Source organism: Pseudomonas aeruginosa, from assembly GCF_001457615.1.
Taxonomy (GTDB): Bacteria; Pseudomonadota; Gammaproteobacteria; order Pseudomonadales; family Pseudomonadaceae; genus Pseudomonas; species Pseudomonas aeruginosa.
Genome location: NZ_LN831024.1, coordinates 3,799,059 through 3,822,415, shown reverse-complemented (window position 1 = coordinate 3,822,415; position 23,357 = coordinate 3,799,059). Strand labels below are relative to the sequence as shown.

Genomic DNA, 23,357 nt, shown 5'->3' with positions numbered 1-23,357 from the left:
GTTACTCAACGGGTGCGTGGGCCAATGAAGCGACTCTTCGCTTCTTTATGGATGCTCGGGTCGTCGGCCGACTCGATGGTGAAGACGATCTCGTTGGTGGTCGAAGGCAGCTTCTCCGGCTCGATGGACAGTTCCATCGGCAGGTTGAGGATGTCGCCCGCCGCCACCTTCAGCTCGCGCCGGCCTTCCAGGGTCAGGCCTTCGAGACCCTTGGCGCCGAGGATGTAGGTGTGGTCCTGCTGATCCTTGTTCATGATCTTCAGGCTGTACACGTTCTCGATGCGGCCGAGTTCGTTCTCGCGGTAGAGCACGCGGTCCTTGCTGACGTCGAAGCCGACCAGCGGACGCAGGACCACCGCGGTGATCAGGGCGGAGATCATCAGCACCAGGGCGATGGCGTAGCCGATCAGGCGCGGCCGGGCCAGGTGGGTCTTCTGGCCGTTGAGGTTGTGCTCGGTGGTGTAGCTGATCAGCCCTTTCGGGTAGTTCATCTTCTCCATGATGCTGTCGCAGGCGTCGATGCACGCCGCGCAGCCGATGCACTCGATCTGCAGGCCGTCGCGGATGTCGATGCCGGTCGGGCAGACCTGCACGCACATCGTGCAGTCGATGCAGTCGCCCAGGCCCTGGGCCTTGTAGTCGAGGGACTTCTTGCGCGGGCCGCGCTTCTCGCCACGACGCGGATCGTAGGAGACGATCAGGGTGTCCTTGTCGAACATCACGCTCTGGAAGCGCGCGTAGGGGCACATGTAGATGCACACCTGCTCGCGCAGCCAGCCGGCGTTGCCGTAGGTGGCCAGGGTGAAGAAGCCGACCCAGAAGTAGGCCCAGCCGTCGGCCTGGCCGGTGAGCAGCTCGGGAATCAGCTCGCGGATCGGCGAGAAGTAGCCGACGAAGGTCAGGCCGGTGACCAGGCCGATCAGCAGCCACAGGCTGTGCTTGGCGGTCTTGCGCAGCAGCTTGTTGCCGCTCATCGGAGCCTTGTCCAGCTTGATGCGCTGGTTGCGGTCGCCTTCGGTGACCTTCTCGCACCACATGTAGATCCAGGTCCACACGCTCTGCGGGCAGGTATAGCCACACCAGACGCGACCGGCGAACACGGTGATGAAGAACAGGCCGAAGGCGCAGACGATCAGCAGCCAGGAAAGCAGCATGAAGTCCTGCGGCCAGAAGGTGGCGCCGAAGATGTAGAACTTGCGCTCGGGTAGGTCCCACCAGACGGCCTGGCGGCCGCTCCAGTTGAGCCAGACGGTACCGAAGTAGAGGAGGAAGAGCGCCGCACCGCCCACCATGCGCAGTCGGCGGAAGATACCGGTGAAGGCCCGGGTGTAGATCTTCTCGCGCTTGGCGTAGAGATCGTTGTTATTGGTGTCGCCCTTGGCAGGCGGGGTGACGTCTTGAACGGGAATCTGTTTGCTCATCAGTGCGTACCACGGCAGTGGGGGGCGCCCGGCCGGTACATGCCGACAGGGTCAGAAAATAGTTGCACGCCTACTGATTATACGCCTGATCTATCAGGCTTTTTGCGGTAACTGTGCGACTTTTGGTCGCGTATTGTCCCATTCGCGCTTTTCTTTTGCACAAAATAAAACGGCGCCGGGGTTGCCGGCGCCGTCTGGGTCGTGGGGGAGGGAGCGCTTATTCGGCGCTCTTCTCGCCGTGCGACAGGCTGTATACGTAGGCGGCCAGCAGGTGCACCTTGTCGTTGCCCAGGTGTTCCTGTTGCGCCGGCATCACACCCTGGCGACCGTAGCGGATAGTCTGCTGCAGTTGCGCGAAGCTAGAGCCGTAGATGAACGCGCCGGGGTGGGTCAGATCGGGAGCGCCCATCGCCGGGGTGCCCTTGCCTTCCGGACCGTGGCAGGCGACGCAGGTGCTAGCGAAGACCTGCTTGCCGGCCTCGATGTCTGCCTTGGCGCCTTCCGGCAGCTTGCGGCCATCCATCTGGGTGAGGACGAAAGCGGCGACGTTCTTCACGCCTTCCTCGCCGATCACTTCACCCCAGGCCGGCATGGCGGCGTGGCGGCCAGCCATGATGGTGGTCTTGATGGTTTCCGGCTCGCCGCCCCAGCGCCAGTCGGCGTCGGTCAGGTTGGGGAAGCCGTAGGCGCCCTTGGCGTCGGAGCCGTGGCAGATCGAGCAGTTGGAGGCGAACAGGCGACCGCCCATTTTCACCGCCTGCGGATCCTTGGCGACTTCCTCGATGGGCATCGCGGCGAACTTGGCGAAGATCGGGCCGTATTTCTCGTCGGCCTTGGCCATTTCCTTTTCCCACTGGTGGACGCCGGTCCAGCCTTTTTCCTTGTCGGCGAATTCGTCGGCGGACTGGTAGCCCGGCATCAGGCCTTTCCAGGTGCCCAGGCCCGGGTACAGGGCCAGGTACCCCACGGCGAACACCAGGGTGCCGACGAACAGCATGAACCACCACTTCGGCAGCGGGTTGTCGTACTCCTCGATGCCGTCGTAGGAGTGGCCCACGGTCTCGTCGGTGGTGCTGCTGCGCTGGCCCTTGCGGGTGGCGAAGATCAGCCAGGTCAGCGCCAGCAGGGTGCCGAGGGTGAGAGCTGTAATGTACAGACTCCAGAAGGTCGTCATTCTTTGTTACTCCTAGAAGCTTGCTCGACGTGCTTTTTGGCTTCGGGATCGTCTGCGAAGGGCAGCATCGTCGCTTCGTCGAAGCTCTTCTTGCGCTTGCCGCTGTAGGCCCAGATCACCAGGCCGATGAAGGCGACCATGATCACCACGGTGCCCAGTCCACGCAGAGTCCCGATATCCATCACACTCACCGTTTGCTCTTGATAGAGGTTCCCAGGCCTTGAAGGAACGCCACCAGGGCGTCCATCTCGGTCTTGCCCTTCACGGCTTCACGTGCACCGGCGATGTCCTCGTCGGTGTAAGGCACGCCCAGCTTGCGCAGGACTTCCATCTTGGTGGCGGTGTCCTTGCCATCAAGCTTGTTCTCTACCAGCCACGGGTAGGCAGGCATCTTCGACTCGGGCACCACGTTGCGCGGGTTGTACAGGTGCGCGCGGTGCCAGTCGTCGGAGTAACGGCCGCCGACGCGGGCCAGGTCCGGGCCGGTACGCTTGGAACCCCACAGGAACGGGTGGTCCCAGACGCTTTCACCGGCGACCGAGTAATGGCCGTAGCGTTCGGTCTCGGCACGGAACGGACGGACCATCTGCGAGTGGCAGCCGACGCAGCCTTCGCGGATGTAGATGTCGCGACCTTCCAGTTCCAGGGCGGTACGCGGCTTCATGCCTTCGACCGGGGTATTGGTCACGTCCTGGAAGAACAGCGGAACGATCTGGGTCAGGCCGCCGATGCTGACGGCGATCACCATGAAGATGGCCAGCAGGCCGACGTTCTTCTCGAGTATTTCGTGGTTCTTCATTTACGTCGGGCTCCTCAGGCGATCTGCGCGGCGGCTTCGTATTCGGCCGGCTTGGCAGCACGCACGGTGCGCCAGGTGTTGTAGGCCATCAGCAGCATGCCGGTGAGGAAGAAACCACCGCCGATCATGCGCACGATGAAGCCCGGGTGGCTTGCGACCAGTGCTTCAACGAAGGAGTAGGTCAGGGTGCCGTCCTCGTTGACCGCGCGCCACATCAGGCCCTGGGTGATGCCGTTGACCCACATCGAGGCGATGTACAGCACGGTGCCGATGGTGGCCAGCCAGAAGTGCGCGTTGATCAGGCCGATGCTGTGCATCTGCGGGCGACCGAAGACTTTCGGGATCAGGTGGTAGAGCGAGCCGATGGAGATCATCGCCACCCAGCCGAGGGCGCCGGCGTGCACGTGGCCGATGGTCCAGTCGGTGTAGTGGGAGAGGGCGTTGACGGTCTTGATCGCCATCATCGGGCCTTCGAAGGTGGACATGCCGTAGAAGGCCAGGGATACCACCAGGAAGCGCAGGATCGGGTCGGTGCGCAGCTTATGCCAGGCGCCGGAGAGGGTCATCATGCCGTTGATCATGCCGCCCCAGCTCGGTGCCAGGAGGATCAGCGACATCACCATGCCCAGCGACTGCGCCCAGTCCGGCAGCGCGGTGTAGTGCAGGTGGTGCGGGCCGGCCCAGATGTACAGGGAGATCAGCGCCCAGAAGTGGACGATGGACAGGCGATAGGAATAGACCGGACGCTCGGCCTGCTTGGGCACGAAGTAGTACATCATGCCGAGGAAGCCGGTGGTCAGGAAGAAGCCCACGGCGTTGTGCCCGTACCACCACTGGACCATCGCATCGGTGGCGCCGGAGTAGGCGGAGTAGGACTTGAACCAGCTCACCGGCAGCGACATGTGGTTGACGATATGCAGCATCGCCGTCACCAGGATGAAGGCACCGTAGAACCAGTTGCCCACATAGATGTGCTTGACCTTGCGCTTGACGATGGTGCCGAAGAACACGATCGCGTAGGTGATCCAGACGATCGCCAGGAGGATGGCCAGCGGCCATTCCAGTTCGGCGTATTCCTTGGAGGTGGTGAAACCCTGCGGCAGGGTCAGCACGGCGCCCACGATCACGGCCTGCCAACCCCAGAAGGTGAAGGCCGCCAGCGTGTCTGAAATCAGTCGGGCTTGCGAGGTACGTTGCACCACGTAGTACGAGGTGGCGAAGAGGGCGCACCCACCGAAGGCGAAGATCACCGCGTTGGTGTGCAGGGGGCGAAGGCGGCCGAAGCTCGTCCACGGCAGGTCGAAGTTCAATTCGGGCCATACCAGTTGGGCGGCGATCAGGACACCGAGACCCATTCCAATGACCCCCCAGACCACCGTCATAACGGCGAACTGGCGGACCACCTTATAGTTATAAGCAGTCTGACTGATTGCTGTGCTCATGCTAGGGGTTCCACGGTTAATGGACTTTTTTAGGGACAAAAAATCGGCGGCAAGTATGGAGAAAGCGGGTGGGCATTGCAACGCGCCAGGCCAGGGGCGACGCCAGTTTGATGCCTGCTTCAGAGCGCTTTCCAAGGCGGCCGTATGGCTTTCTGGCGCTATCCGGACGAGTGGGTTCGGCCGGTGAAGTTAGGTGTCCCGTCGCTCTGCCGGAGAGGGACGAATGCAGAGCAGCTTAGACGCGATTGAAAAGGAAGGGTAGGAAAGGCGTCCGCTGGTGCGACACTTCGTCGCGCCGCCTGGGACTAAGGTCTGAGACCGGGGGAAGGACCCGCGCCCGGGAGGGCGCGGGTGGGGGGAGGGGTCAGTTGCTGCCCTGGTTGTGCGACAGGTTGTAGATGTAGGCGGCCAGGATGTGCACCTTTTCCTTGCCCAGGTAGGGCTCCTGGGCCGGCATCTGGCCCTGGCGGCCATGGCGGATGGTTTGTTGGAGCTGGGCGTAGCTGGAGCCGTAGATGAACGCGCCGGGGTTGGTCAGGTTCGGCGCGCCGACCAGGGCGGTACCCTTGCCTTCCGGGCCGTGGCAGGCGACGCAGTTGACCGAGAAGATCTGCTTGCCGGCCTCGACGTCGGCCTTGGTGCCTTCCGGCAGCTTCAGCCCGGCGAGTTCGGTGCGGACGTAGGCGGCGACGTTCTTCACCCCGTCTTCGCCGAGGATGTCGCCCCAGGCCGCCATGATCGCGTGGCGACCGCCGAGGATGGTGGTCTCGATGCTCTGCGGGTCACCGCCCCAGCGCCACTCGTTGTCGGCCAGGTTGGGGAAGCCGAGGGCGCCCTTGGCGTCGGAACCGTGGCAGATCGAGCAGTAGGTGGCGAACATGCGGCTGCCCATCTTCATGGCGTGCTCGTCCTTGGCCACTTCCTCGATGGGCATGGCGGCGTACTTGGCGAAGATCGGCCCGTACTTCTCCTGGGCGATGTTCATCTCGCGTTCCCACTGCTTGTCCTGGGTCCAGCCGCCCTCGTAGCCCGGCAGCACGCCTTTCCAGTTACCCAGGCCCGGGTACAGGACCAGGTAGCCGACGGAGAAGACGATGGTGCCGATGTACAGCATGAACCACCACTTCGGCAGCGGGTTGTCGTACTCCTCGATGCCGTCGTAGGAGTGGCCCATGGTCTTTTCGGTAGTACCCTTGGCCTCGCCCTTGCGGGTGGCGAAGACCAGCCAGAGCAGGGCGATCAAGGTACCGACGGTAAGAGCTGTGATGTACAGACTCCAGAAGGTGGTCATTCTTTGTTACTCCTAGAAGCTTGCTCGACGTGCTTTTTGGCTTCGGGATCGTCTGCGAAGGGCAGCATCGTCGCTTCGTCGAAGCTCTTCTTGCGTTTGCCGCTGTAGGCCCAGATCACCAGACCGATGAAGGCGACCATGATCAGCAGCGTGCCGAGTCCTCGCAGCGTCCCGATATCCATTGCCGTCACCGTTTGTTCTTGATCGAGGTGCCGAGCACCTGCAGGTAGGCGACCACGGCGTCCATCTCGGTCTTGCCTTTCAGCGAGTCCTTGGCGCCCTTGATGTCTTCGTCGGTATAGGGCACGCCGAGGGTGCGCATCACTTCGAGCTTCTTCTCGATGTCCTTGCCGTCGAGCTTGTTCTCCACCAGCCACGGGTAGGCCGGCATCTTCGACTCGGGCACCACGTTGCGCGGGTTGAACAGGTGTGCGCGGTGCCAGTCGTCGGAGTAGCGGCTACCGACGCGGGCCAGGTCCGGGCCGGTACGCTTGGAACCCCACAGGAAGGGGTGGTCCCAGACGCTCTCGCCGGCCACCGAGTAGTGGCCGTAGCGTTCGGTTTCGGCGCGGAACGGACGGATCATCTGCGAGTGGCAGCCGACGCAGCCTTCGCGGATATAGATGTCGCGGCCTTCCAGTTGCAGCGCGGTATAGGGCTTCATGCCTTCGACCGGGGTGTTGGTCACGTCCTGGAAGAACAGCGGCACGATCTGGGTCAGGCCGCCGATGCTCACGGCCACGGCCATGCATAGCGCCAGCAGGCCGACGTTCTTCTCGAGTATTTCGTGTTTCATGCTCGGCTCCTCAGGCGATCTGTGCGGCGGCTTCGTATTCGGCCGGCTTGGCGGCACTGACGGTGCGCCAGGTGTTGTAGGCCATCAGGAACATGCCGAGCAGGAAGATGAAACCGCCGAGCATGCGCACGATGAAGCCGGGGTGGCCGGCGGCCAGCGCTTCGACGAAGGAGTAGGTCAGGGTGCCGTCCTCGTTGACCGCGCGCCACATCAGGCCCTGGGTGATGCCGTTGACCCACATCGAGGCGATGTAAAGCACGGTACCGATGGTGGCCAGCCAGAAGTGCGCGTTGATCAGGCCCAGGCTGTACATCTTCTCGCGGCCGAAGACCTTCGGGATCAGGTGGTAGAGCGAGCCGATGGAAACCATCGCGACCCAGCCGAGGGCGCCGGCGTGTACGTGGCCGATGGTCCAGTCGGTGTAGTGGGAGAGGGCGTTGACGGTCTTGATCGCCATCATCGGGCCTTCGAAGGTGGACATGCCGTAGAACGCCAGGGACACCACCAGGAAGCGCAGGATCGGGTCGCTGCGCAGCTTATGCCAGGCGCCCGAGAGGGTCATCATGCCGTTGATCATGCCGCCCCAGCTCGGCGCCAGGAGGATCAGCGACATCACCATGCCCAGCGACTGCGCCCAGTCCGGCAGCGCGGTGTAGTGCAGGTGGTGCGGGCCGGCCCAGATGTACACCGCGATCAGCGCCCAGAAGTGGACGATGGACAGGCGATAGGAGTAGACCGGACGCTCCGCCTGCTTGGGCACGAAGTAGTACATCATGCCGAGGAAGCCGGCGGTGAGGAAGAAGCCCACGGCGTTGTGCCCGTACCACCACTGGACCATGGCGTCGGTGGCGCCGGCGTACAGCGAGTAGGACTTGGTGAAGGTTACCGGCAGCTCGAGGTTGTTCACCACGTGGAGCATGGCGACGGTGAGGATGAACCCGCCGAAGAACCAGTTGCCCACATAGATGTGCTTGACCTTGCGCTTGACCAGGGTGCCGAAGAACACCACCGCGTAGGCGACCCAGACCACCGTGATCAGGATGTCGATCGGCCATTCCAGCTCGGCGTACTCCTTGGACGAGGTGTAGCCCAGCGGCAGGCTGATGGCGGCCAGCAGGATCACCAGTTGCCAGCCCCAGAAGGTGAAGGAGGCGAGGGTGTCGGAGAACAGTCGCACCTGGCAGGTGCGCTGCACCGCGTAGTAGCTGGTGGCGAACAGCGCGCAACCGCCGAAGGCGAAGATCACCGCGTTGGTGTGCAGCGGGCGCAGGCGGCCGAAGCTCGTCCACGGCAAGCCGAAGTTCAGGTCGGGCCATACCAGCTGGGCGGCGATCAGGACACCGACGGTCATGCCGACGATGCCCCAGACCACGGTCATGATGGCGAATTGGCGGACCACCTTGTAGTTATAGGCGGACTCTGGGTTAGTGGTGCTCATGCTATGGGCTTCCATCCACGGTTATACGCTATGGCTTTTTCCGGCAGTTGGGATGCCGGGCGTCCCCCCATTGGGGCTGGTCTAATTGGCGTAATTAGCGAGAGGAAGCATGGATAATGGGGCGTTATGAAATATTGATCGGGATCAATTGGCTTCCCGACCCCCACTGCATACGAGGTGTGGCAAGTTGTCGCTGAAATGGAACCGCCCGGCCGGCTCGCTGTCGGCCACCCTGATTCTCGCCCATGGCGCCGGGGCGCCGATGGACAGCCCGTTCATGGAGCGCATCGCCGAACTGCTCGCCGCCCAGGGCATCGCCGTCGCGCGCTTCGAGTTTCCCTACATGGCCCAGCGTCGCGAGGACGGCCGCAAGCGTCCGCCGAATCCGCAAGCGCAGTTGCTCGACTGCTGGCGGCGAGTCCATGCGCAGGTCCGCGAGACCCTGGACGGGCCCTTGGCCCTGGGCGGCAAGTCGATGGGCGGGCGCATGGCCAGCCTACTGGCCGACGAGCTGGGCGCGGATGCCCTGGTCTGCCTCGGCTACCCGTTCTACGCCGCCGGCAAGCCGGAGAAGCCGCGGGTCGCCCACCTCGCCGGGCTGCGCACGCCGACCCTGATCGTCCAGGGCGAGCGCGACGCCCTGGGCAACCGCGAGGCGGTGGCGGGATATGCGCTGGCGCCGACGATCCGCCTGCACTGGCTGGCCGCGGCGGACCACGACCTCAAGCCGCTGAAGGCCTCCGGCCTGACCCACGAGCAGCACCTGGCGGCAACGGCGCGGGAGGTGGCCGGCTTCCTTCGCGGGCTCCAGGGCCATTAACGGTTCCTTAAGGCATCCCCTCATAAGCTGCGGCGCAACCACCCTCGCATCGAGGCGTGGGCGACTGACTTCTCTGAGGGGGGAAGACATGAACATGCATGCCGACGGTGAGCAGATCACCGCTATCGATACCCGCGAACGCATCCTGCTGACGGGGGCCACCGGCTTTCTCGGCGGTTCGGTCGCCGCCCAGCTGATCGCCGCCGGGCACGGCGCCAACCTGTCCTTCCTGGTCCGCGCCGAATCCCGCCAGGAGGGGCTCGAGCGCCTGCGCGGCAACCTGCTGATGCATGGCGTCGACGAAACCGACTGCCTGGCACTGCGGGCGGAGCAGATCCTCTGCGGCGATTTCCTCGACACCTCCTGGCTGGCCCGCGAGACGCCGCGTCTGATGCAGGTGGAGCGGGTGATCAATTGCGCCGCCGTGGCGTCGTTCTCGAAGAACCCGACCATCTGGCCGGTCAACGTCGACGGCACTTTCGCCTTCGCCGACGTGCTGAGCCGTTCGAAGCGACTGAAGCGTTTCCTCCACGTCGGTACCGCGATGTGCTGCGGACCGCAGCGAGAGTCGCCGATCAGCGAGTCCTGGGAATTCCCGGCGGCGGAGCAGCAACTGGTGGACTACACCGCGTCCAAGGCGGAAATCGAGCGGCGCATGCGCCAGGAACTGCCGGACCTGCCCCTGGTGGTGGCGCGGCCATCCATCGTGGTGGGCCACCGTACCCTTGGCTGCCAGGCCTCCGGCAGCATCTTCTGGGTTTTCCGCATGGGCTTCGCCCTGGAAAGCTTCACCTGCGGCCTGGACGAGCAGATCGACGTGATTCCGGTCGACTACTGCGCCGAGGCGCTGATCGGCCTGGCGCTGAAGCCGTGCCTGGGGCACAGCCTCTATCATATCTCCGCCGGCCATCGCGCGGCCTGCACCTTCGGCGAGATCGACGAGGCCTTCGCCCGCGCCAACGGGGCGGCGCCGGTAGGCGAGCGCTACCGCAAGGTGGAGGTGGACGACCTCAAGGAACTGGCGAAGAGCTTCGAGTCGCGCATCGGCCCGGCCAATCCGCGTCTGGTCCTGCGCGCGTTGCGCTTGTACAGCGGCTTTGCCGACCTCAACTACCTGTTCGACAACAGCCGTCTGCTTGAGGAGGGGATCTCCGCGCCGCCGCGCTTCACCGACTACCTCGACGTCTGCGTGCAGTCGTCAAGCGCGGTGAGCATCCCGGCGCAGATGCAATGGGACTTCAAGTGACGGCAGGCGCGGGGAGCTTCCTCCCCGCGGCCTGATCTCAGCGGTTGAAGCGCTCGACCAGGGAATACTGGCTCTGCGCGGTGGTGGTCAGTTCCTCGCTCAGTTTCGCCGTGCGCAGCGCCTCGTCGGAGGTCTGCTCGGCCAGGGCGGCGATGGTGCTGATGTTGCGGTTGATTTCCTCGGCCACCGCGCTCTGTTCCTCCGCGGCGGCGGCGATCTGGGTGGTCATCTCGGTGATGTTGCTGACCGCCTCGCTGATGCCGACCAGCGCGCTGTCGGCTTCCAGCACCCGCTGGACCCCGGCTTCGGCCTGCTGCAGGCCGCTCTCCATGGTATGTACCGCATCGTTGGCGGTGTTCTGCAACTTGGCGATCAGGTGGTGGATCTGCTCGGTGGAGGCCGCGGTGCGTTGCGCCAGCGAGCGCACTTCGTCGGCCACCACGGCGAAGCCGCGTCCCTGGTCGCCGGCCCGCGCCGCCTCGATGGCGGCGTTGAGGGCGAGCAGGTTGGTCTGGTCGGCGATGCCCTTGATCACATCGACCACGCCGCCGATCTCGTTGCTGTCCTGGGCCAGGCGACTCACCGCGGCCCCGGTCTCGCCCACCGACTCCGACAGGCGCTGGATGGCGTTGCGCGTCTCCGCGGCGATGTCGCGGCCGCGCGAGGTCAGTTCGTTGGCCTTCTGTGTCGCGTCGGCGGTCAACTGGACATTGTTCGCCACTTCCTGGGTGGTGGCGGCCATCTCGTTGACCGCGGTGGCCACCTGTTCGGTCTCTGCGCGCTGCTGTTCCAGACCGGCGGAGCTGTGGTGGGCCAGGGTGTCGGCCTGGCGCGCCTGTTCGGTGAGGTATTCGGCGGTGTCCTGCAGGCGCGTCAGGCAGGTCTTCAGGCGCGCGTCCTGGCTGAGGATGGCCATTTCCAGGCGCGCCTGGTCGCCGCGGCTGTCGGTGTACATCTGCGCGATCAGCGGGTCGGAGGTGGTCTGTTCGGCGAGCCGCATCAGGCGCTTCAGCCCGCGCTTCTGCCAGCGCAGTCCGGCCAGGCCGAGCGGAACGGCGAGCAGGCCGGCGAGGATGAAGCCCCACCAGGAGTTCAGCCAGATACCGATGAGGAAGCCGATCTGGCTGATCAGGATGAACGGCAGCCAGTCGAGCAGTACCGGCAGCCAGCGGTCGCGCCGGGGGATCGCCGGCTTGCCGGCGCCGAGGCGACGGTAGAGGGCCTCGGCGCGCTGGATCTGTTCGGCGGTCGGCTTGACCCGCACCGACTCGTAGCCGACCACCGCGCCCTGGTCGTAGATCGGCGTGACATAGGCGCTGACCCAGTAGTGGTCGCCGTTCTTGCAGCGGTTCTTGACGATCCCCATCCACGGGCGGCCGGCTTTGAGGGTGGTCCACATGTGGGCGAACACCGCCGGCGGGACGTCGGGGTGACGGATCAGGTTGTGCGGCGCGGACATCAGCTCCTCGCGGCTGAAGCCGCTGATGTCGATGAAGGCTTCGTTGCAGTAGGTGATGATGCCTTTGAGATTGGTGGTGGTGATCAGGCGTTGTTCCGCCGGATAGACGCGCTCGTGCTGGGTGATGGGCTGATTGTTGCGCATGGGCCTTCCAAAACAAGTGAAGCATTTACCTCTGCATCGGCGAAAACGCCTTTCACATGAGGGATTTGTGAATGCTTTCACGAGGAAAAACAGATAGCTATTGACCCAAAGCATGAGAACCGACCACGTGGTCGGATAGATGGCGGATTCGCTGATGGAGGTCAATGCGTTACGGTTTCGTGTCGTTCCCGGCGGCGCGCATGGGCTGGGGAGGGGCCTGGCGGATAAGCGCGAGGCGGCCATCCGCCGGTCCTGCGGGGTATCGGCGGATGACGCCGGGGCGTCGTTCGCCCTGCGAAGCGCTCGCGGCCCCGGGCGCCGGAATGAAAAAGGGGTGGCCGAAGCCACCCCTCCGCGCGTACCGCCGCTGCCTCAGAGCATGCTGCGCAGCACGTAGTGGAGGATGCCGCCGGCCTTGAAATACTCGACCTCGTTGAGGGTGTCGATGCGGCAGAGGACCTTGAAGCTGTCCTGGCTGCCGTCCTCGCGGGTCACTTCCACGCTGAGCGGCATGTGTGGTTTGAGTTCGCCGCCGAGGCCGCGGATGTTCAGCACCTCCTTGCCGGTCAGCTTCAGGCTCTTGCGGTCCTGGCCGTTCTCGAACTGCAACGGCAGCACGCCCATGCCGACCAGGTTGGAGCGGTGGATGCGCTCGAAGCTCTCCGCGATCACCGCCTTCACGCCCAGCAGGTTGGTACCCTTGGCCGCCCAGTCGCGCGACGAGCCGGTGCCGTATTCCTTGCCGGCGACGATCACCAGCGGGGTGCCGTCCTCCTGGTAACGCATGGCCGCGTCGTAGATCGCCAGTTTCTCGCCGCTGGGCACGTACAGGGTATTGCCGCCTTCCTCGCCGCCGAGCATCTCGTTCTTGATGCGGATGTTGGCGAAGGTGCCGCGCATCATCACCTCATGGTTGCCGCGACGGGAGCCGTAGGAGTTGAAGTCCTTCGGTTCCACGCCGTGCTCGCGCAGGTAGCGGCCGGCCGGGCTGTCGGCCTTGATGTTGCCGGCAGGGGAGATGTGGTCGGTGGTCACCGAGTCGCCCAGCACCGCCAGCACCCGCGCCTGCTCGACGTCGGCGATGGCCGGCGGCGCCTCGGCGATGTGTTCGAAGAAGGGTGGATGCTGGATGTAGGTGGAGTCGGCCTGCCACTCGTAGGTGTCCGACTGCGGCACCTGGATCGCCTGCCATTTCTCGTCGCCGGCGAAGACCTCGGCGTACTCCTTGTGGAACATCTCGGTGTCGACCTTCTGGATCGCCTCGGCGATTTCCTTCTGGCTCGGCCAGATGTCCTTCAGGTAGACCGGCTGGCCGTCCTTGCCGGTGCCCAGCGGTTCCTCGCTGAGGTTGATCCGCACGCTGCCGGCCAGGGCGTAGGCCACCACCAGCGGCGGCGAGGCCAGCCAGTTGGTCTTCACCAACGGGTGCACGCGGCCTTCGAAGTTGCGGTTGCCGGAGAGTACCGAGGCGACGGTCAGGTCGGCCTGCTGGATGGCTTTCTCGATCGGCTCCAGCAGCGGGCCGGAGTTGCCGATGCAGGTGGTGCAGCCGTAGCCGACCAGGTCGAAGCCGAGTTCGTCGAGGTAGCGGGTCAGGCCGGCGGCCTTGAAGTAGTCGGTGACCACCTTGGAGCCCGGCGCCAGCGAACTCTTCACCCAGGGCTTGCGTTGCAGGCCTTTTTCCACCGCCTTCTTCGCCAGCAGGCCGGCGGCCATCATCACGCTGGGGTTGGAGGTGTTGGTGCAGGAGGTGATGGCGGCGATCACCACCGCGCCGTTCTTCAGGCGGTGGGTCTGGCCGTCGTGCTGGTAGTCGATCTCGCCGAAGGCGGCGTTGGCGCCGACCGCGGTGCCGCCGCCGCCCTCGCTGAGCAGGCGGCCTTCTTCGGTGCTGGAGGGATGCAGTTGCAGGCCGAGGAACTCGTTGAAGGCGCTGGCGACGTTCTGCAGGGCCACGCGGTCCTGCGGGCGCTTCGGTCCGGCCAGGCTGGCCTCGACTTCGCCCATGTCCAGGTGCAGGGTGTCGGTGAACACCGGCTCGTGGCCCTTCTCGCGCCACAGGCCCTGTTCCTTGCTGTAGGCCTCGACCAGCTTGACCGTGCTTTCCGGACGTCCGGACAGGCGCAGGTAGCCGAGGGTGATCTCGTCCACCGGGAAGAAGCCGCAGGTGGCGCCGTATTCCGGGGCCATGTTGGCGATGGTGGCGCGGTCCGCCAGGGGCAGGTCGGCCAGGCCGTCGCCGTAGAACTCGACGAATTTCCCCACCACGCCCTTCTTGCGCAGCATCTGCGTGACGGTCAGCACCAGGTCGGTGGCGGTGATGCCCTCGCGCAGCTTGCCGGTGAGCTTGAAGCCGATGACCTCGGGGATCAGCATCGATACCGGCTGGCCGAGCATGGCGGCTTCCGCCTCGATGCCGCCGACGCCCCAGCCGAGCACGCCGAGGCCGTTGATCATGGTGGTGTGGGAGTCGGTGCCGACCAGGGTGTCGGGGAAGGCGTAGGTCCTGCCATCCTCGTCCTTGGTCCAGACCGTGCGGCCCAGGTACTCCAGGTTGACCTGGTGGCAGATGCCGGTGCCCGGCGGTACCACGCTGAAGTTGTCGAAGGCGTTCTGGCCCCAGCGCAGGAAGGCGTAGCGTTCGCCGTTGCGCTGCATCTCGATCTCGACGTTCTGTTCGAAGGCCGATTCGCTGGCGAACTTGTCGACCATCACCGAGTGGTCGATGACCAGGTCCACCGGCGACAGCGGGTTGATCTTCTGCGGGTCGCCGCCGGCCTTGGCCATGGCCGCGCGCATGGCGGCCAGGTCGACCACCGCGGGCACCCCGGTGAAGTCCTGCATCAGGACCCGCGCCGGGCGGTACTGGATCTCGCGGTCGGAACGGCGCTCCCTGAGCCAGCCGGCGAGGGCCTTGAGGTCGTCGCCGGTGACGGTGCTGCCGTCCTCCCAGCGCAGGAGGTTTTCCAGCAGGACCTTCAGCGACATCGGCAGCTTGCCGAGATCGCCCAGGGTCCGGGCGGCTTCCGGGAGGCTGTAGTAGTGGTAGGTCTTGCCGTCCACAGCGAGACTGCGAAGGGTTTTCAGGCTGTCCAAAGCAGGCATTTCTGATTTCCTCACGGCGGGCCCGGGGGCGGCGGGCCTGGCCTCGTCCTGACGCCAGGCCCGTCGTCGAGCCGATAGTGCCTGGCTTCGCCCGGGACCCGCGGCGTCCGCGGACGCCAGGGTGCCGTTACCTCGGTAATGCGCGGTGGCCCGATCCCATCGGTACCGGCCGCTGGCGAGAGTCAGACTTTGGGATAGCGTTGTTCGAAACCTTCAAGCTAGACCGGCTCGAGGGCTCCTGCCATATACACTGGACCGACGAACGGTCGCTGCAGTTCCCTTGAGGCATGCCCGGCACTATAGTGCGCGGCCAAGGAGACAACCCCATGAATACCCTGTTGATGCACTGCCGGCCAGGCTTCGAAGGTGAAGTCTGCGCCGAAATCGCCGAGCATGCAGCCACTCTCGAGATTCCCGGCTATGCCAAGAGCAAGCCGGCCAGCGCCCACGTCGAGTTCGTCTGCCAGGACGCCGACGGCGCCGAGCGCCTGATGCGCCGCCTGCGTTTCGCCGACTTGATCTTCCCGCGCCAGTGGGCGCGCGGGCCCGGCTTCATCGAATTGCCGGAAAGCCAGCGCATCGAGGTACTGCTGGCGGAACTGGCGAGTTATCCGGTTTGCGGCAGCCTCTGGCTGGAGGTGCTGGACACCAATGCCGGCAAGGAGGTGTCGACCTTCTGCCGCAAGTTCGAGAAACCGCTGCGCGCGGCGCTGGTGAAGGCCGGGCGGTTGCAGGAGGACCCGGCGCTGCCGCGCCTGCTGCTGACCTTCCGCTCCGGCCGGGAAGTCTTCGTCGGCCTCGCCGAGCCGCGCAACAGCGCGCTCTGGCCGATGGGCATCCCGCGCCTGAAGTTTCCCCGCGAGGCGCCGAGCCGTTCGACGCTGAAGCTGGAGGAAGCCTGGCACCAGTTCATCCCGCGCAGCGAATGGGACAAGCGCCTGGCGCCGGACATGCTCGCCGTAGACCTCGGTGCGGCGCCGGGCGGCTGGACCTGGCAACTGGTTAACCGGGAGATGCGGGTGACCGCCGTGGACAACGGGCCGATGGCGGAGAACCTGATGTATTCCGGGCTGGTCGACCACCAGAAGGTCGACGGCTACCAGTACCGCCCGCGCCAGCGGGTCGACTGGATGGTCTGCGACATCGTCGAGAAGCCGGCACGCACCGGTGCGTTGATCGAGACCTGGATCGGCGAAGGGCTTTGCCGCGAGGCGGTGGTCAACCTCAAGCTGCCGATGAAGCAGCGCTATGCCGAGGTGCGCAAGATCCTCCAGCGCCTGCGCGAGAGCTTTGACGCGCGCGGCCTGAAGGTAGCGATCGGCTGCAAGCAGCTGTATCACGACCGCGAGGAAGTGACCTGCCATCTACGCCGCCTCGAACGCTGAGGGGCGGCGGCATTCCGGCCGGGGACAGGTGACCGGCCGCGCCGCATGCGCGACAATGCGCGGATTCTGTTGCGGAGTTTCCCGATGACCCATTCTGTCGACGCCATTCTCGACGCCACCGGCCTGAACTGTCCCGAGCCGGTGATGATGCTGCACAACAAGGTCCGCGACCTGGCGCCCGGCGGCCTGCTCAAGGTGATTGCCACCGATCCCTCGACCCGCCGCGACATCCCCAAGTTCTGCGTGTTCCTCGGCCACGAGCTGGTCGAGCAGCAGGAAGAGGCGGGCACCTATCTCTACTGGATCCGCAAGAAGGCCGACTAGGCCTTCCGCGGACCCCGCCATCCCTCGCGCTTCAGCGCAGCTTCTCCATGAGCTGGTAGTACCACATCCCGGCGGCCAGCATCGGATTGCCGAAGAGGTCGCCCAGCGGCACCCTGAGGTGCTTGCAACGGGCGAAGGTGTCGAACTGCTCCAGGCTCCCGCTCATCGCCTTGGCCATGATCTCGCCCATGATGTGGCTGGTGGCCACGCCATGCCCCGAGTAGCCCTGGCAGTACCAGACGTTGTCGGAGAGCTTGCCGAGCTGGGGGATCCGGTTCATCACGATGCCCATGGCGCAACTCCACTGGAACTCGATCTCCACGCCCTTCAGGCGCGGGAAGGTGCGCTCGATGCATGGCCGCAGCTCGGCGGCGATGTCCCGCGAGTCGCGGCCCGAGTAGTTGGCGCCGCCACCGAACAGCAGGCGGCCGTCGGCGGTGGGGCGGTAGTAATCGAGGACGAAGCGGCAATCGTAGACCGCCAGCCCCTGCGGGTTGATCTCCCGTGCCAGCTCGCCCAGCGGCCGGGTGGTAACGATTCCGCCCATGGCCGGGAAGATCATCCCCTTGAGCTGCCTGCGTTCGAGCTTGTGGTAGACATCGCCGGCAAGCAGGATCTGCTGCGCCTCGATCCTTCCCTCGCGGGTAATCACCGCCGGCCGCGGGCCGTGGACGATATCCAGCACCTCGGAATGTTCGAAGATCAGCGCGCCGAGGCCGGCCGCCGCCCTGGCCTCGCCGATGCACAGGTTGAGCGGGTGCAGGTGCATGTTGCGGGTGTTCTTCAGCGCGCCGCAGTACAGCTCGGTCTCCAGGTGGGCCTGGACGCCGGCCTTGTCCAGCAGGACCACCTGGTCGCCCATGCCGCGGCGCACCGCCTCCTCGTAGGAGGCCTGCAGCTCGCCCATGTGGCTGGCCTTCATCGCCGCGTGCAGGTGGCCATGGCGAAGGTCGCAGGCGATGCCGTACTTCTCCACCCGCTGGCGGATGATCTCGTGGCCGCGCCAGCGCAGGTGCCAGATGAAGTCCTCGACCTCGGCGCCCAGCCATTGGCGCATCTGCTTGTGCATCGCCGCGTCGCCGGACAGGCTGCCGGTGACCTGGCCGCCGTTGCGCCCGCTGGCGCCCCAGCCGATGCGATGGGTCTCGACCAGGGCTACCTTGTAGCCACGCTCGGCCAGTTCGACCGCCGTGGCGACGCCGGTGAAGCCGCCGCCGATGATGGCGATGTCGACCGTCACCGCGCCCAGCAGGGTCGGATAGTCGGTTTCCTCGTTGAGCGTGGCGGCGTAGTAGGACGGCGCGCGTTCCGCGGCCGGACGGGGATGGATTGCTGCGTTCATCGGGTATTCCTTGTTCCAGTGCGGCGCGTCCTGCCGGCGCGCCGCCGTATGCGGGCGGGTCCGGGATCTCAGGCCTGGGTCAGGTACCAGCGCCAGTCCTGCTCGCCGACCTCGCCCATGAATTGCCGGTATTCCGCGCGCTTCACCGCCAGGTAGACGCCGAGGAACGGCTCGCCGAAGGCTTCCCGCGCCCACTCGGAGCCTTGCAGGGTATCGAGGGCGGTCAGCCAGTCGGTGGGCAGGCGCTTGCCGGCCTGGGCGTAGCCGTTGCCCTCCACCGGCGCACCCGGATCGATGCCTTCGCGGATGCCGCGGTGGACCCCGGCGAGGAGCGCCGTGGCGGCCAGGTAGGGGTTGGCGTCGGCGCCGCAGATGCGGTGCTCGATATGCCGACTGGAGGCCGGGCCGCCCGGCACGCGCAGGCTCACGGTGCGGTTGTCGACGCCCCAGGTCTGCGCCAGCGGCGCGTAGCTGTTGGCCTGGAAGCGCCGGTAGGAGTTGGCGTTGGGACAGAACAGCAGGAGCGAGTCGAGCAGGCTGGCGAGCATGCCGCCGACCGCCTGGCGCAGCAACGGCGTGCCGGCGGGGTCGTCGCTGGCGAACAGGTTGTGGCCTTGTTCGTCGGCCAGGCTGACGTGCAGGTGCATGCCAGTGCCGGCCAGGTGGTCGAACGGCTTGGCCATGAAGCAGGCGAGCATCCCGTGCTTGTGCGCGATGCCCTTGACCAGGCGCTTGTAGCGGATCGCCTGGTCCATGGCGGCGAGGGCGTCGCCGTGGTCGAGGGTGATTTCCACCTGGCCCGGGGCATATTCCGAGATCGCCGTGCGTGCCGGCAGGCCCTGCGCCTTGCAGGCGGCATAGAGGTCGGCGAGGAACGGCTCGATCTGCTCCAGTTCGCGCAGGCCGTAGACCTGGGTCGCCCGTGGGCGGCCGCCATCGGCGTCGCGGGCCGGTTGCGGGCGGCCGTTGGCGTCGCGCTCACGGTCGAGCAGGTAGAACTCCAGCTCGGCGGCCATCACCGGGTGATAGCCCTCGCTCTTCAGCGCGTCGATGGTTCGCACCAGGAGGTGCCGCGGATCGGCGACGCTGGCGGGCAGGCCCTCGCTCGGGTGCATGCTGACCTGCACCGCCGCCGTCGGGATCTGTCGCCAGGGCAGGCGCACCAGGCTGCCGGACAGGGGGTAGGCGCGGCAGTCGATGTCGCCGACGTCCCAGACCAGGCCGGAGTCCTCGACGTCCTCGCCGTTCATCGTCAGCCCGAGGATGGTGCTCGGCAGCGGCCGGCCGCTGCGGTAGACGGCCAGCAGCTCGTCGCGGTGCAGCAGCTTGCCGCGCGGCACGCCGTTGGCGTCGAGAATGAACAGTTCGAAGAGTTCGATGTCGGGGTTGGCGGCCAGGAAATCCTGGGCTTCTTGTTCGCAGGCGAAGTTCATGGGGCTCTCTTGTCGGTCTTGTCCGGTAGCGTCGCGACGCTCGCAGCGGCGCTCCGGCGACGGCAGCGTCGCGGAACGGCATGCAAGCGGCAGGCCGGCCCCGCCGTTGCGCGGGGCCGGAGGCATATCAGGCGTGACGAGCGTCCGGCGGACGCGCGTGGCGGCAATGCCAGAGCGCCCAGAAGGCCAGTTCGAGAGGGAGGGCGAGCGGCTCCAGTTCCAGCCAGCGGCTGTGCTTGCGGGGTAGACGCGCGGGCGTTCCGGCCGGGTTGGCGGAAGGCTGGTAGGGCAGGGTGCGCGTCGTCGGTAGGTGCATGAAGGAAAACTGGGCCAGGGGTTGGAACAGCCTCGCACAGGCTGACGGGTGAATTAAATGCGCTTTTTACGACCTTTGCTTGAGCGAAATCGAAACCGAAGGAAAAAGAAGGGCGCCCCCGAATGGGCTGAAGAGACGCCCGGAAAGCGGCTCAACCCTTGTCGGCCTTGCCCGCGGCGGCGGCGAACCTGGCCAGGCGTACGTCGAGATGACGCGGGCGCCGGCCGGCGTCTTCGGCGTGCTCCTTGCGACGGATCGCGTTGCGCACCATCAGCGAACCGACATAGCGGATCGGCTCCGGCGGGAAGCGGCCGAGCGGCCCCTGGGTCAGCGGCGAACGGGTCCAGGGATTGTCCAGGCCGAGCGCCAGCGAAGAAAGGATCTGCCCGCCCATGTGGCATGGACCGACGCCGCTGCCGGAGTAGCCGAAGCCGTAGAACACATTGTCGCGGCCGTCGAGCCGGCCGAAGAACGGCAGGCCGGTCACCGAGCGATCCGACGGACCGTTCCAGCTGGCCTCGATGGCGACCTCGGCGAACTCGGGGAAGAACTCCCGCAAGCTGCCACGCAGTTGTCCGAGATACGGCGAGGGACGGTCGAACACCGGTAGCATGCGTCCGCCGTAGGCGAAGGTGTTGCCGCCCTTGCCGAGCATCAGCCGGCCGTCCGGGGTGTTGTGGTAGTAATGCACGAAGATCCGTGAGTCGAGCACGCTGACCCCGCTGGTCAGGCCGATCTCCTGCAACAGGTCCGGTCGTGGCTCGGTGATGAGCATGTCGCTGGAGACGATCGCCACGCTGCGTTCGAACTGCGGGAAGGCCCTCGCCATCCAGGCGTTCAGCGCCAGCACCACGCGGCCGGCGACGACCCGCCCGTGGGGGGTGACCACTTCCGCCGGGCGGCCGTGCTCCAGTCCTCGCATCGGCGTGCCTTCGTACAGGCGTACCCCCAGTTGCAGGGCGACCCGGCGCAGGCCGCGAACCAGCTTGCCTGGTTGCACCGTCGCGGCAGCCGGCGAGAACCAGCCCTCCAGGTGCCTGCGCGAGCCGGCCAGGCGCTGCACGTCGGCCAGCGGGCGCTTGGCGAAGGAGTTGATGCCGTGGCGCTCCAGAGCGGCGATCACGCTGTCGGTGCTGCCGACCTGGGCCGGGTTGGTGGCGGTATAGAGGGTGCCGTCCAGCCGGTAGTCGGCCTCGACGTCGTAGCGCTGGCAGAAGGCGCCGATGGCCCGGATGCTGTCCTCGGAGGCCTTGACCAGGCGGATCGCCTCGGTTAGTCCGAACAGCCGTTCCAGGGTGAAGAACTTGGCCGACCAGGACAGCGCGCAGCCGCCGTTGCGGCCGCTGGCGCCGGCGCCGCAGAGATCGGCCTCGACCAGCACCACGTCGAGCCCGGGATCGTGCTCCTTGAGCATGATGGCGGTCCACAGGCCGGTGTAGCCGCCGCCGACGATGCACACGTCGGCGCGGGTATCCCCGGCCAGCGGCGGGCAGGGTGCCGCATGTTCGGAGCGTAGGGCCTGGTCCAGCCAGAAGGGTCGGAAGGTCATGGCTGTGCTCTCACTGCGGGCGGGCGGCGACGACGATCATTTCCACCCGCCAACGCGGGTCGATCAACTCGGCCAGGCTACAGGCGCGGGTCGGCGCCCGGCCTTCGGGAAACCACTGGTCCCAGACCTGGTTGAGACCGGCGTAGTCCTCCCGGTGGGCTAGCAGTATGCGTACCGAGAGCACCTGGCCGCGGTCGCTGCCGACGCTCTGGAGCAGCCGGTCGATGTTCTCCAGGATCTGGCGGGTCTGGTCCTGGATGTCACCGCTGGGGTCGTCTGCGACCTGGCCGCCGATGTAGACCGTGTTGCCGTGCAGGGCCATCTCGGCCCGACGCTTGACGACTTCGAAACGTTCGATATGCATGAGGGGGTTCCCGGTTCGTGGAGAAGGACGCGGCGGAGGTTCCCGCCGCGGACGGTCAGGAGCGGATGGGACGGAAGTCCGCCAGGCTGGGGATATTCCGCAGGCTTTCCCGTGCGCCGCCGGGCCGGCTGTTCCAGTGCGGGAGGAGCACCGCGGTGGCGATCAGGGCTGCGATGGTGAAGCCGATGAACACCGTGTAGGTGTCGAAATAGCCGGGCAACAGACCGCCGAGGATCGCGCCCACCGAACCGCAGCCATTGACGAAGCCGGAGGCGGTGCCGGCGGCCTCGCTGGTGCCGAAGTCGATGGCGGCGGAGCCGCAGATCATCGAGTCCGGGCCGTACAGGGTCAGTCCCATCATGAACAGCAGGCCGACCACTATCGGAATGCTGCCGGTGGTCATCGCCGGGACGAACAGCGCCAGGCAGACGGTCAGCGCCAGCAGGCTGATCACGCAGGCCGGCATGCGCCGTGCGCCGAACAGCTTGTCCGAGGCGAAGCCGATCAGGATCGGGCCGAGCAGGCCGGCTACCTCGAAGGCGGTGGGAACGATCGCCGCGCCGACCTTGCCGAGCGCCGGCATGCGTTCGTAGACGATCACCGGTCCCCACAGGAGGATCGCGTAGCGCGCCGGCTTGAGCAGGAAGTAGGCCAGGCCGAGGCAGAGCACCGTGCGGTTGCGCACCACCTTGGCGAGCACCTGCAGGCTGCCGCCGTTGCCGCCTTCCGGCCTGAAGCCGGCATAGCGCACGGCTTCGCTCGCGGCCTGCGGTTCGACGGGAGGATGGCCGACGTCTTCCGGGCGGTTGCGCTGCAACAGCAGGAACAGCAGGGCCACGCCGCCGACCACCGCGGCGCTGGAGTAGAACGCCGCGTGCCAGGTACCGAACACGCTGTACGCCCACCAGCCGGCGAACGGCGAGGCGACCAGGCCGCCGAAGGCGTAGCAGGTGCTCCACAGGCCGAGCACCCGACCGCGTTCGTGGGTGGCGAAGAAACTGCCGATGTTCTTGCACAGCCCCGACCAGCCGGTGGACTGCGCCAGTCCCTGGACCACCATGCAGGTGGCGAAGATCGGCAGGGTGGCGAAGGTGCCCATGACCAGCGCGGCCAGTGCGGAGATCAGCAGGCCGCCGAACACCACGATGCGCGGGCCGAAGCGGTCGGCCAGCACGCCCCAGGTGAACTGGCCGACGGCATAGGCGGCGAGATAGATGGCGTCGAGATCGGCCATCGCCATCTTGTCCAACTGGAAGTCCGGATCTTCGGCGATGCCGAGCTTGGCGACGGAAAAGGCCTTGCGGGTGAAATAGAAGGCGGCGTAGGCCAGCCAGGTGATCGCGAATATCTGCAGGCGCCAGCGCTGGAAGCTGGACACGGGAGAGGACGGCAGCGCCGTCCCGGGACGTTGATTCATGGATCTGACCTCGATCTTGTTATCGGTGCCGGCAGGTGTGAGGGGAACACGCCTTGTTGTTGTTCTGATGAGCACTTCCGCACCGCCATGTC

Annotated in this window: 21 protein-coding genes; 4 read left to right on the top strand and 17 right to left on the bottom strand. The window is 66.0% G+C overall.

Features of this window, described 5'->3' with window-relative positions; genetic code table 11:
• Window positions 1-5: 5 nt before the first annotated feature.
• The 9 genes from ccoG to ccoN (AT700_RS17410) all read right to left on the bottom strand — a co-directional run bounded on the left by ccoG (window position 6) and on the right by ccoN (AT700_RS17410) (window position 8,361).
• Entirely contained in the window at window positions 6-1,421 is a 1,416-nt protein-coding gene (gene ccoG / locus AT700_RS17450; protein WP_003087288.1) for a cytochrome c oxidase accessory protein CcoG, read from the bottom strand.
• A 217-nt stretch (window positions 1,422-1,638) separates the two neighbouring features.
• Window positions 1,639-2,595, bottom strand: coding sequence for a cytochrome-c oxidase, cbb3-type subunit III (gene ccoP / locus AT700_RS17445; RefSeq protein WP_048521160.1), 957 nt, complete (start codon window positions 2,593-2,595; stop codon window positions 1,639-1,641).
• Complete coding sequence (locus tag AT700_RS17440; RefSeq protein ID WP_003087298.1) at window positions 2,592-2,777, bottom strand: CcoQ/FixQ family Cbb3-type cytochrome c oxidase assembly chaperone; 186 nt, start codon at window positions 2,775-2,777, stop codon at window positions 2,592-2,594. Before AT700_RS17440 ends, ccoP (AT700_RS17445) begins: the two co-directional genes overlap by 4 nt.
• A 5-nt stretch (window positions 2,778-2,782) precedes the next feature.
• The gene (gene ccoO, locus AT700_RS17435) at window positions 2,783-3,394 is read right to left on the bottom strand and encodes a cytochrome-c oxidase, cbb3-type subunit II (protein ID WP_003087303.1); all 612 of its coding nucleotides are present in this window, start codon (window positions 3,392-3,394) and stop codon (window positions 2,783-2,785) included.
• Window positions 3,395-3,408: 14 nt separating this feature from the next.
• Entirely contained in the window at window positions 3,409-4,836 is a 1,428-nt protein-coding gene (gene ccoN / locus AT700_RS17430; RefSeq protein WP_003087306.1) for a cytochrome-c oxidase, cbb3-type subunit I, read from the bottom strand.
• A gap of 364 nt (window positions 4,837-5,200) precedes the next feature.
• Window positions 5,201-6,127: a cytochrome-c oxidase, cbb3-type subunit III gene (ccoP, locus tag AT700_RS17425; protein WP_003087308.1), complete on the bottom strand. Its 927-nt coding sequence runs from the start codon at window positions 6,125-6,127 to the stop codon at window positions 5,201-5,203.
• Window positions 6,124-6,309, bottom strand: a complete 186-nt coding sequence (locus tag AT700_RS17420; RefSeq protein ID WP_003087314.1) for a CcoQ/FixQ family Cbb3-type cytochrome c oxidase assembly chaperone — start codon at window positions 6,307-6,309, stop codon at window positions 6,124-6,126. Before AT700_RS17420 ends, ccoP (AT700_RS17425) begins: the two co-directional genes overlap by 4 nt.
• Window positions 6,310-6,314: 5 nt before the next feature.
• Window positions 6,315-6,923, bottom strand: coding sequence for a cytochrome-c oxidase, cbb3-type subunit II (gene ccoO / locus AT700_RS17415; protein WP_003087318.1), 609 nt, complete (start codon window positions 6,921-6,923; stop codon window positions 6,315-6,317).
• A 10-nt stretch (window positions 6,924-6,933) separates the two neighbouring features.
• Window positions 6,934-8,361 carry a cytochrome-c oxidase, cbb3-type subunit I gene (gene ccoN / locus AT700_RS17410; RefSeq protein WP_003087322.1) on the bottom strand — a complete coding sequence of 476 codons (1,428 nt, stop codon included), beginning with the start codon at window positions 8,359-8,361 and terminating at the stop codon, window positions 6,934-6,936.
• 187 nt (window positions 8,362-8,548) lie between these two features.
• Between ccoN (AT700_RS17410) and AT700_RS17405 the strand changes: the two genes are divergently transcribed.
• The gene (locus AT700_RS17405) at window positions 8,549-9,181 is read left to right on the top strand and encodes an alpha/beta family hydrolase (RefSeq protein WP_003105994.1); all 633 of its coding nucleotides are present in this window, start codon (window positions 8,549-8,551) and stop codon (window positions 9,179-9,181) included.
• Window positions 9,182-9,269: 88 nt separating this feature from the next.
• A complete protein-coding gene (gene cprA / locus AT700_RS17400; RefSeq protein WP_048521159.1) occupies window positions 9,270-10,427 on the top strand; it encodes a cationic peptide resistance protein CprA in 1,158 nt (385 codons plus the stop codon).
• A 37-nt stretch (window positions 10,428-10,464) separates the two neighbouring features.
• On the opposite strand, the gene AT700_RS17395 is transcribed toward cprA, so the two are convergent.
• Both AT700_RS17395 and acnA read right to left on the bottom strand, forming a co-directional pair.
• Window positions 10,465-12,030, bottom strand: coding sequence for a methyl-accepting chemotaxis protein (locus AT700_RS17395; RefSeq protein ID WP_003087330.1), 1,566 nt, complete (start codon window positions 12,028-12,030; stop codon window positions 10,465-10,467).
• A gap of 372 nt (window positions 12,031-12,402) precedes the next feature.
• Window positions 12,403-15,135, bottom strand: a complete 2,733-nt coding sequence (gene acnA / locus AT700_RS17390; protein WP_003105996.1) for an aconitate hydratase AcnA — start codon at window positions 15,133-15,135, stop codon at window positions 12,403-12,405.
• Window positions 15,136-15,461: 326 nt separating this feature from the next.
• On the opposite strand from acnA, the gene rlmM reads away from it, so the two are divergent.
• Both rlmM and tusA read left to right on the top strand, forming a co-directional pair.
• Window positions 15,462-16,520 (top strand): 23S rRNA (cytidine(2498)-2'-O)-methyltransferase RlmM, encoded by a 1,059-nt coding sequence (gene rlmM, locus AT700_RS17385; RefSeq protein ID WP_003087345.1) that lies wholly within the window; start codon window positions 15,462-15,464, stop codon window positions 16,518-16,520.
• 84 nt (window positions 16,521-16,604) lie between these two features.
• A complete protein-coding gene (gene tusA / locus AT700_RS17380) occupies window positions 16,605-16,844 on the top strand; it encodes a sulfurtransferase TusA (RefSeq protein WP_003105999.1) in 240 nt (79 codons plus the stop codon).
• A gap of 31 nt (window positions 16,845-16,875) precedes the next feature.
• On the opposite strand, the gene AT700_RS17375 is transcribed toward tusA, so the two are convergent.
• The 6 genes from AT700_RS17375 to AT700_RS17355 all read right to left on the bottom strand — a co-directional run bounded on the left by AT700_RS17375 (window position 16,876) and on the right by AT700_RS17355 (window position 23,265).
• A complete protein-coding gene (locus AT700_RS17375; protein ID WP_003106000.1) occupies window positions 16,876-18,186 on the bottom strand; it encodes an NAD(P)/FAD-dependent oxidoreductase in 1,311 nt (436 codons plus the stop codon).
• Window positions 18,187-18,254: 68 nt separating this feature from the next.
• Window positions 18,255-19,619, bottom strand: coding sequence for a glutamine synthetase family protein (locus tag AT700_RS17370; protein WP_048521158.1), 1,365 nt, complete (start codon window positions 19,617-19,619; stop codon window positions 18,255-18,257).
• Window positions 19,620-19,746: 127 nt separating this feature from the next.
• Window positions 19,747-19,935 (bottom strand): hypothetical protein, encoded by a 189-nt coding sequence (locus tag AT700_RS29640; protein ID WP_011666714.1) that lies wholly within the window; start codon window positions 19,933-19,935, stop codon window positions 19,747-19,749.
• 151 nt (window positions 19,936-20,086) lie between these two features.
• Window positions 20,087-21,484: an FAD-dependent oxidoreductase gene (locus AT700_RS17365; protein WP_003114272.1), complete on the bottom strand. Its 1,398-nt coding sequence runs from the start codon at window positions 21,482-21,484 to the stop codon at window positions 20,087-20,089.
• A 10-nt stretch (window positions 21,485-21,494) separates the two neighbouring features.
• Window positions 21,495-21,848: a RidA family protein gene (locus AT700_RS17360; RefSeq protein WP_003104412.1), complete on the bottom strand. Its 354-nt coding sequence runs from the start codon at window positions 21,846-21,848 to the stop codon at window positions 21,495-21,497.
• 55 nt (window positions 21,849-21,903) lie between these two features.
• Entirely contained in the window at window positions 21,904-23,265 is a 1,362-nt protein-coding gene (locus AT700_RS17355; RefSeq protein WP_003144858.1) for an MFS transporter, read from the bottom strand.
• Window positions 23,266-23,357 lie beyond the last annotated feature (92 nt).

Excerpts from the sequence above, each read along its gene's own strand:
- AT700_RS17365 (WP_003114272.1), bottom strand. The coding sequence starts at position 21,484 with ATGACCTTCCGACCCTTCTGGCTGGACCAGGCCCTACGCTCCGAACAT.
- acnA (WP_003105996.1), bottom strand. The coding sequence starts at position 15,135 with ATGCCTGCTTTGGACAGCCTGAAAACCCTTCGCAGTCTCGCTGTGGAC.
- ccoN (WP_003087322.1), bottom strand. The coding sequence starts at position 8,361 with ATGAGCACCACTAACCCAGAGTCCGCCTATAACTACAAGGTGGTCCGC.
- AT700_RS17370 (WP_048521158.1), bottom strand. The coding sequence starts at position 19,619 with ATGAACTTCGCCTGCGAACAAGAAGCCCAGGATTTCCTGGCCGCCAAC.
- AT700_RS17395 (WP_003087330.1), bottom strand. The coding sequence starts at position 12,030 with ATGCGCAACAATCAGCCCATCACCCAGCACGAGCGCGTCTATCCGGCG.
- ccoN (WP_003087306.1), bottom strand. The coding sequence starts at position 4,836 with ATGAGCACAGCAATCAGTCAGACTGCTTATAACTATAAGGTGGTCCGC.
- cprA (WP_048521159.1), top strand. The coding sequence starts at position 9,270 with ATGAACATGCATGCCGACGGTGAGCAGATCACCGCTATCGATACCCGC.
- AT700_RS17360 (WP_003104412.1), bottom strand. The coding sequence starts at position 21,848 with ATGCATATCGAACGTTTCGAAGTCGTCAAGCGTCGGGCCGAGATGGCC.
- AT700_RS17355 (WP_003144858.1), bottom strand. The coding sequence starts at position 23,265 with ATGAATCAACGTCCCGGGACGGCGCTGCCGTCCTCTCCCGTGTCCAGC.
- ccoP (WP_003087308.1), bottom strand. The coding sequence starts at position 6,127 with ATGACCACCTTCTGGAGTCTGTACATCACAGCTCTTACCGTCGGTACC.
- ccoO (WP_003087318.1), bottom strand. The coding sequence starts at position 6,923 with ATGAAACACGAAATACTCGAGAAGAACGTCGGCCTGCTGGCGCTATGC.
- ccoG (WP_003087288.1), bottom strand. The coding sequence starts at position 1,421 with ATGAGCAAACAGATTCCCGTTCAAGACGTCACCCCGCCTGCCAAGGGC.
- rlmM (WP_003087345.1), top strand. The coding sequence starts at position 15,462 with ATGAATACCCTGTTGATGCACTGCCGGCCAGGCTTCGAAGGTGAAGTC.
- ccoO (WP_003087303.1), bottom strand. The coding sequence starts at position 3,394 with ATGAAGAACCACGAAATACTCGAGAAGAACGTCGGCCTGCTGGCCATC.
- AT700_RS17420 (WP_003087314.1), bottom strand. The coding sequence starts at position 6,309 with ATGGATATCGGGACGCTGCGAGGACTCGGCACGCTGCTGATCATGGTC.
- tusA (WP_003105999.1), top strand. The coding sequence starts at position 16,605 with ATGACCCATTCTGTCGACGCCATTCTCGACGCCACCGGCCTGAACTGT.
- ccoP (WP_048521160.1), bottom strand. The coding sequence starts at position 2,595 with ATGACGACCTTCTGGAGTCTGTACATTACAGCTCTCACCCTCGGCACC.
- AT700_RS17375 (WP_003106000.1), bottom strand. The coding sequence starts at position 18,186 with ATGAACGCAGCAATCCATCCCCGTCCGGCCGCGGAACGCGCGCCGTCC.
- AT700_RS17440 (WP_003087298.1), bottom strand. The coding sequence starts at position 2,777 with ATGGATATCGGGACTCTGCGTGGACTGGGCACCGTGGTGATCATGGTC.
- AT700_RS29640 (WP_011666714.1), bottom strand. The coding sequence starts at position 19,935 with ATGCACCTACCGACGACGCGCACCCTGCCCTACCAGCCTTCCGCCAAC.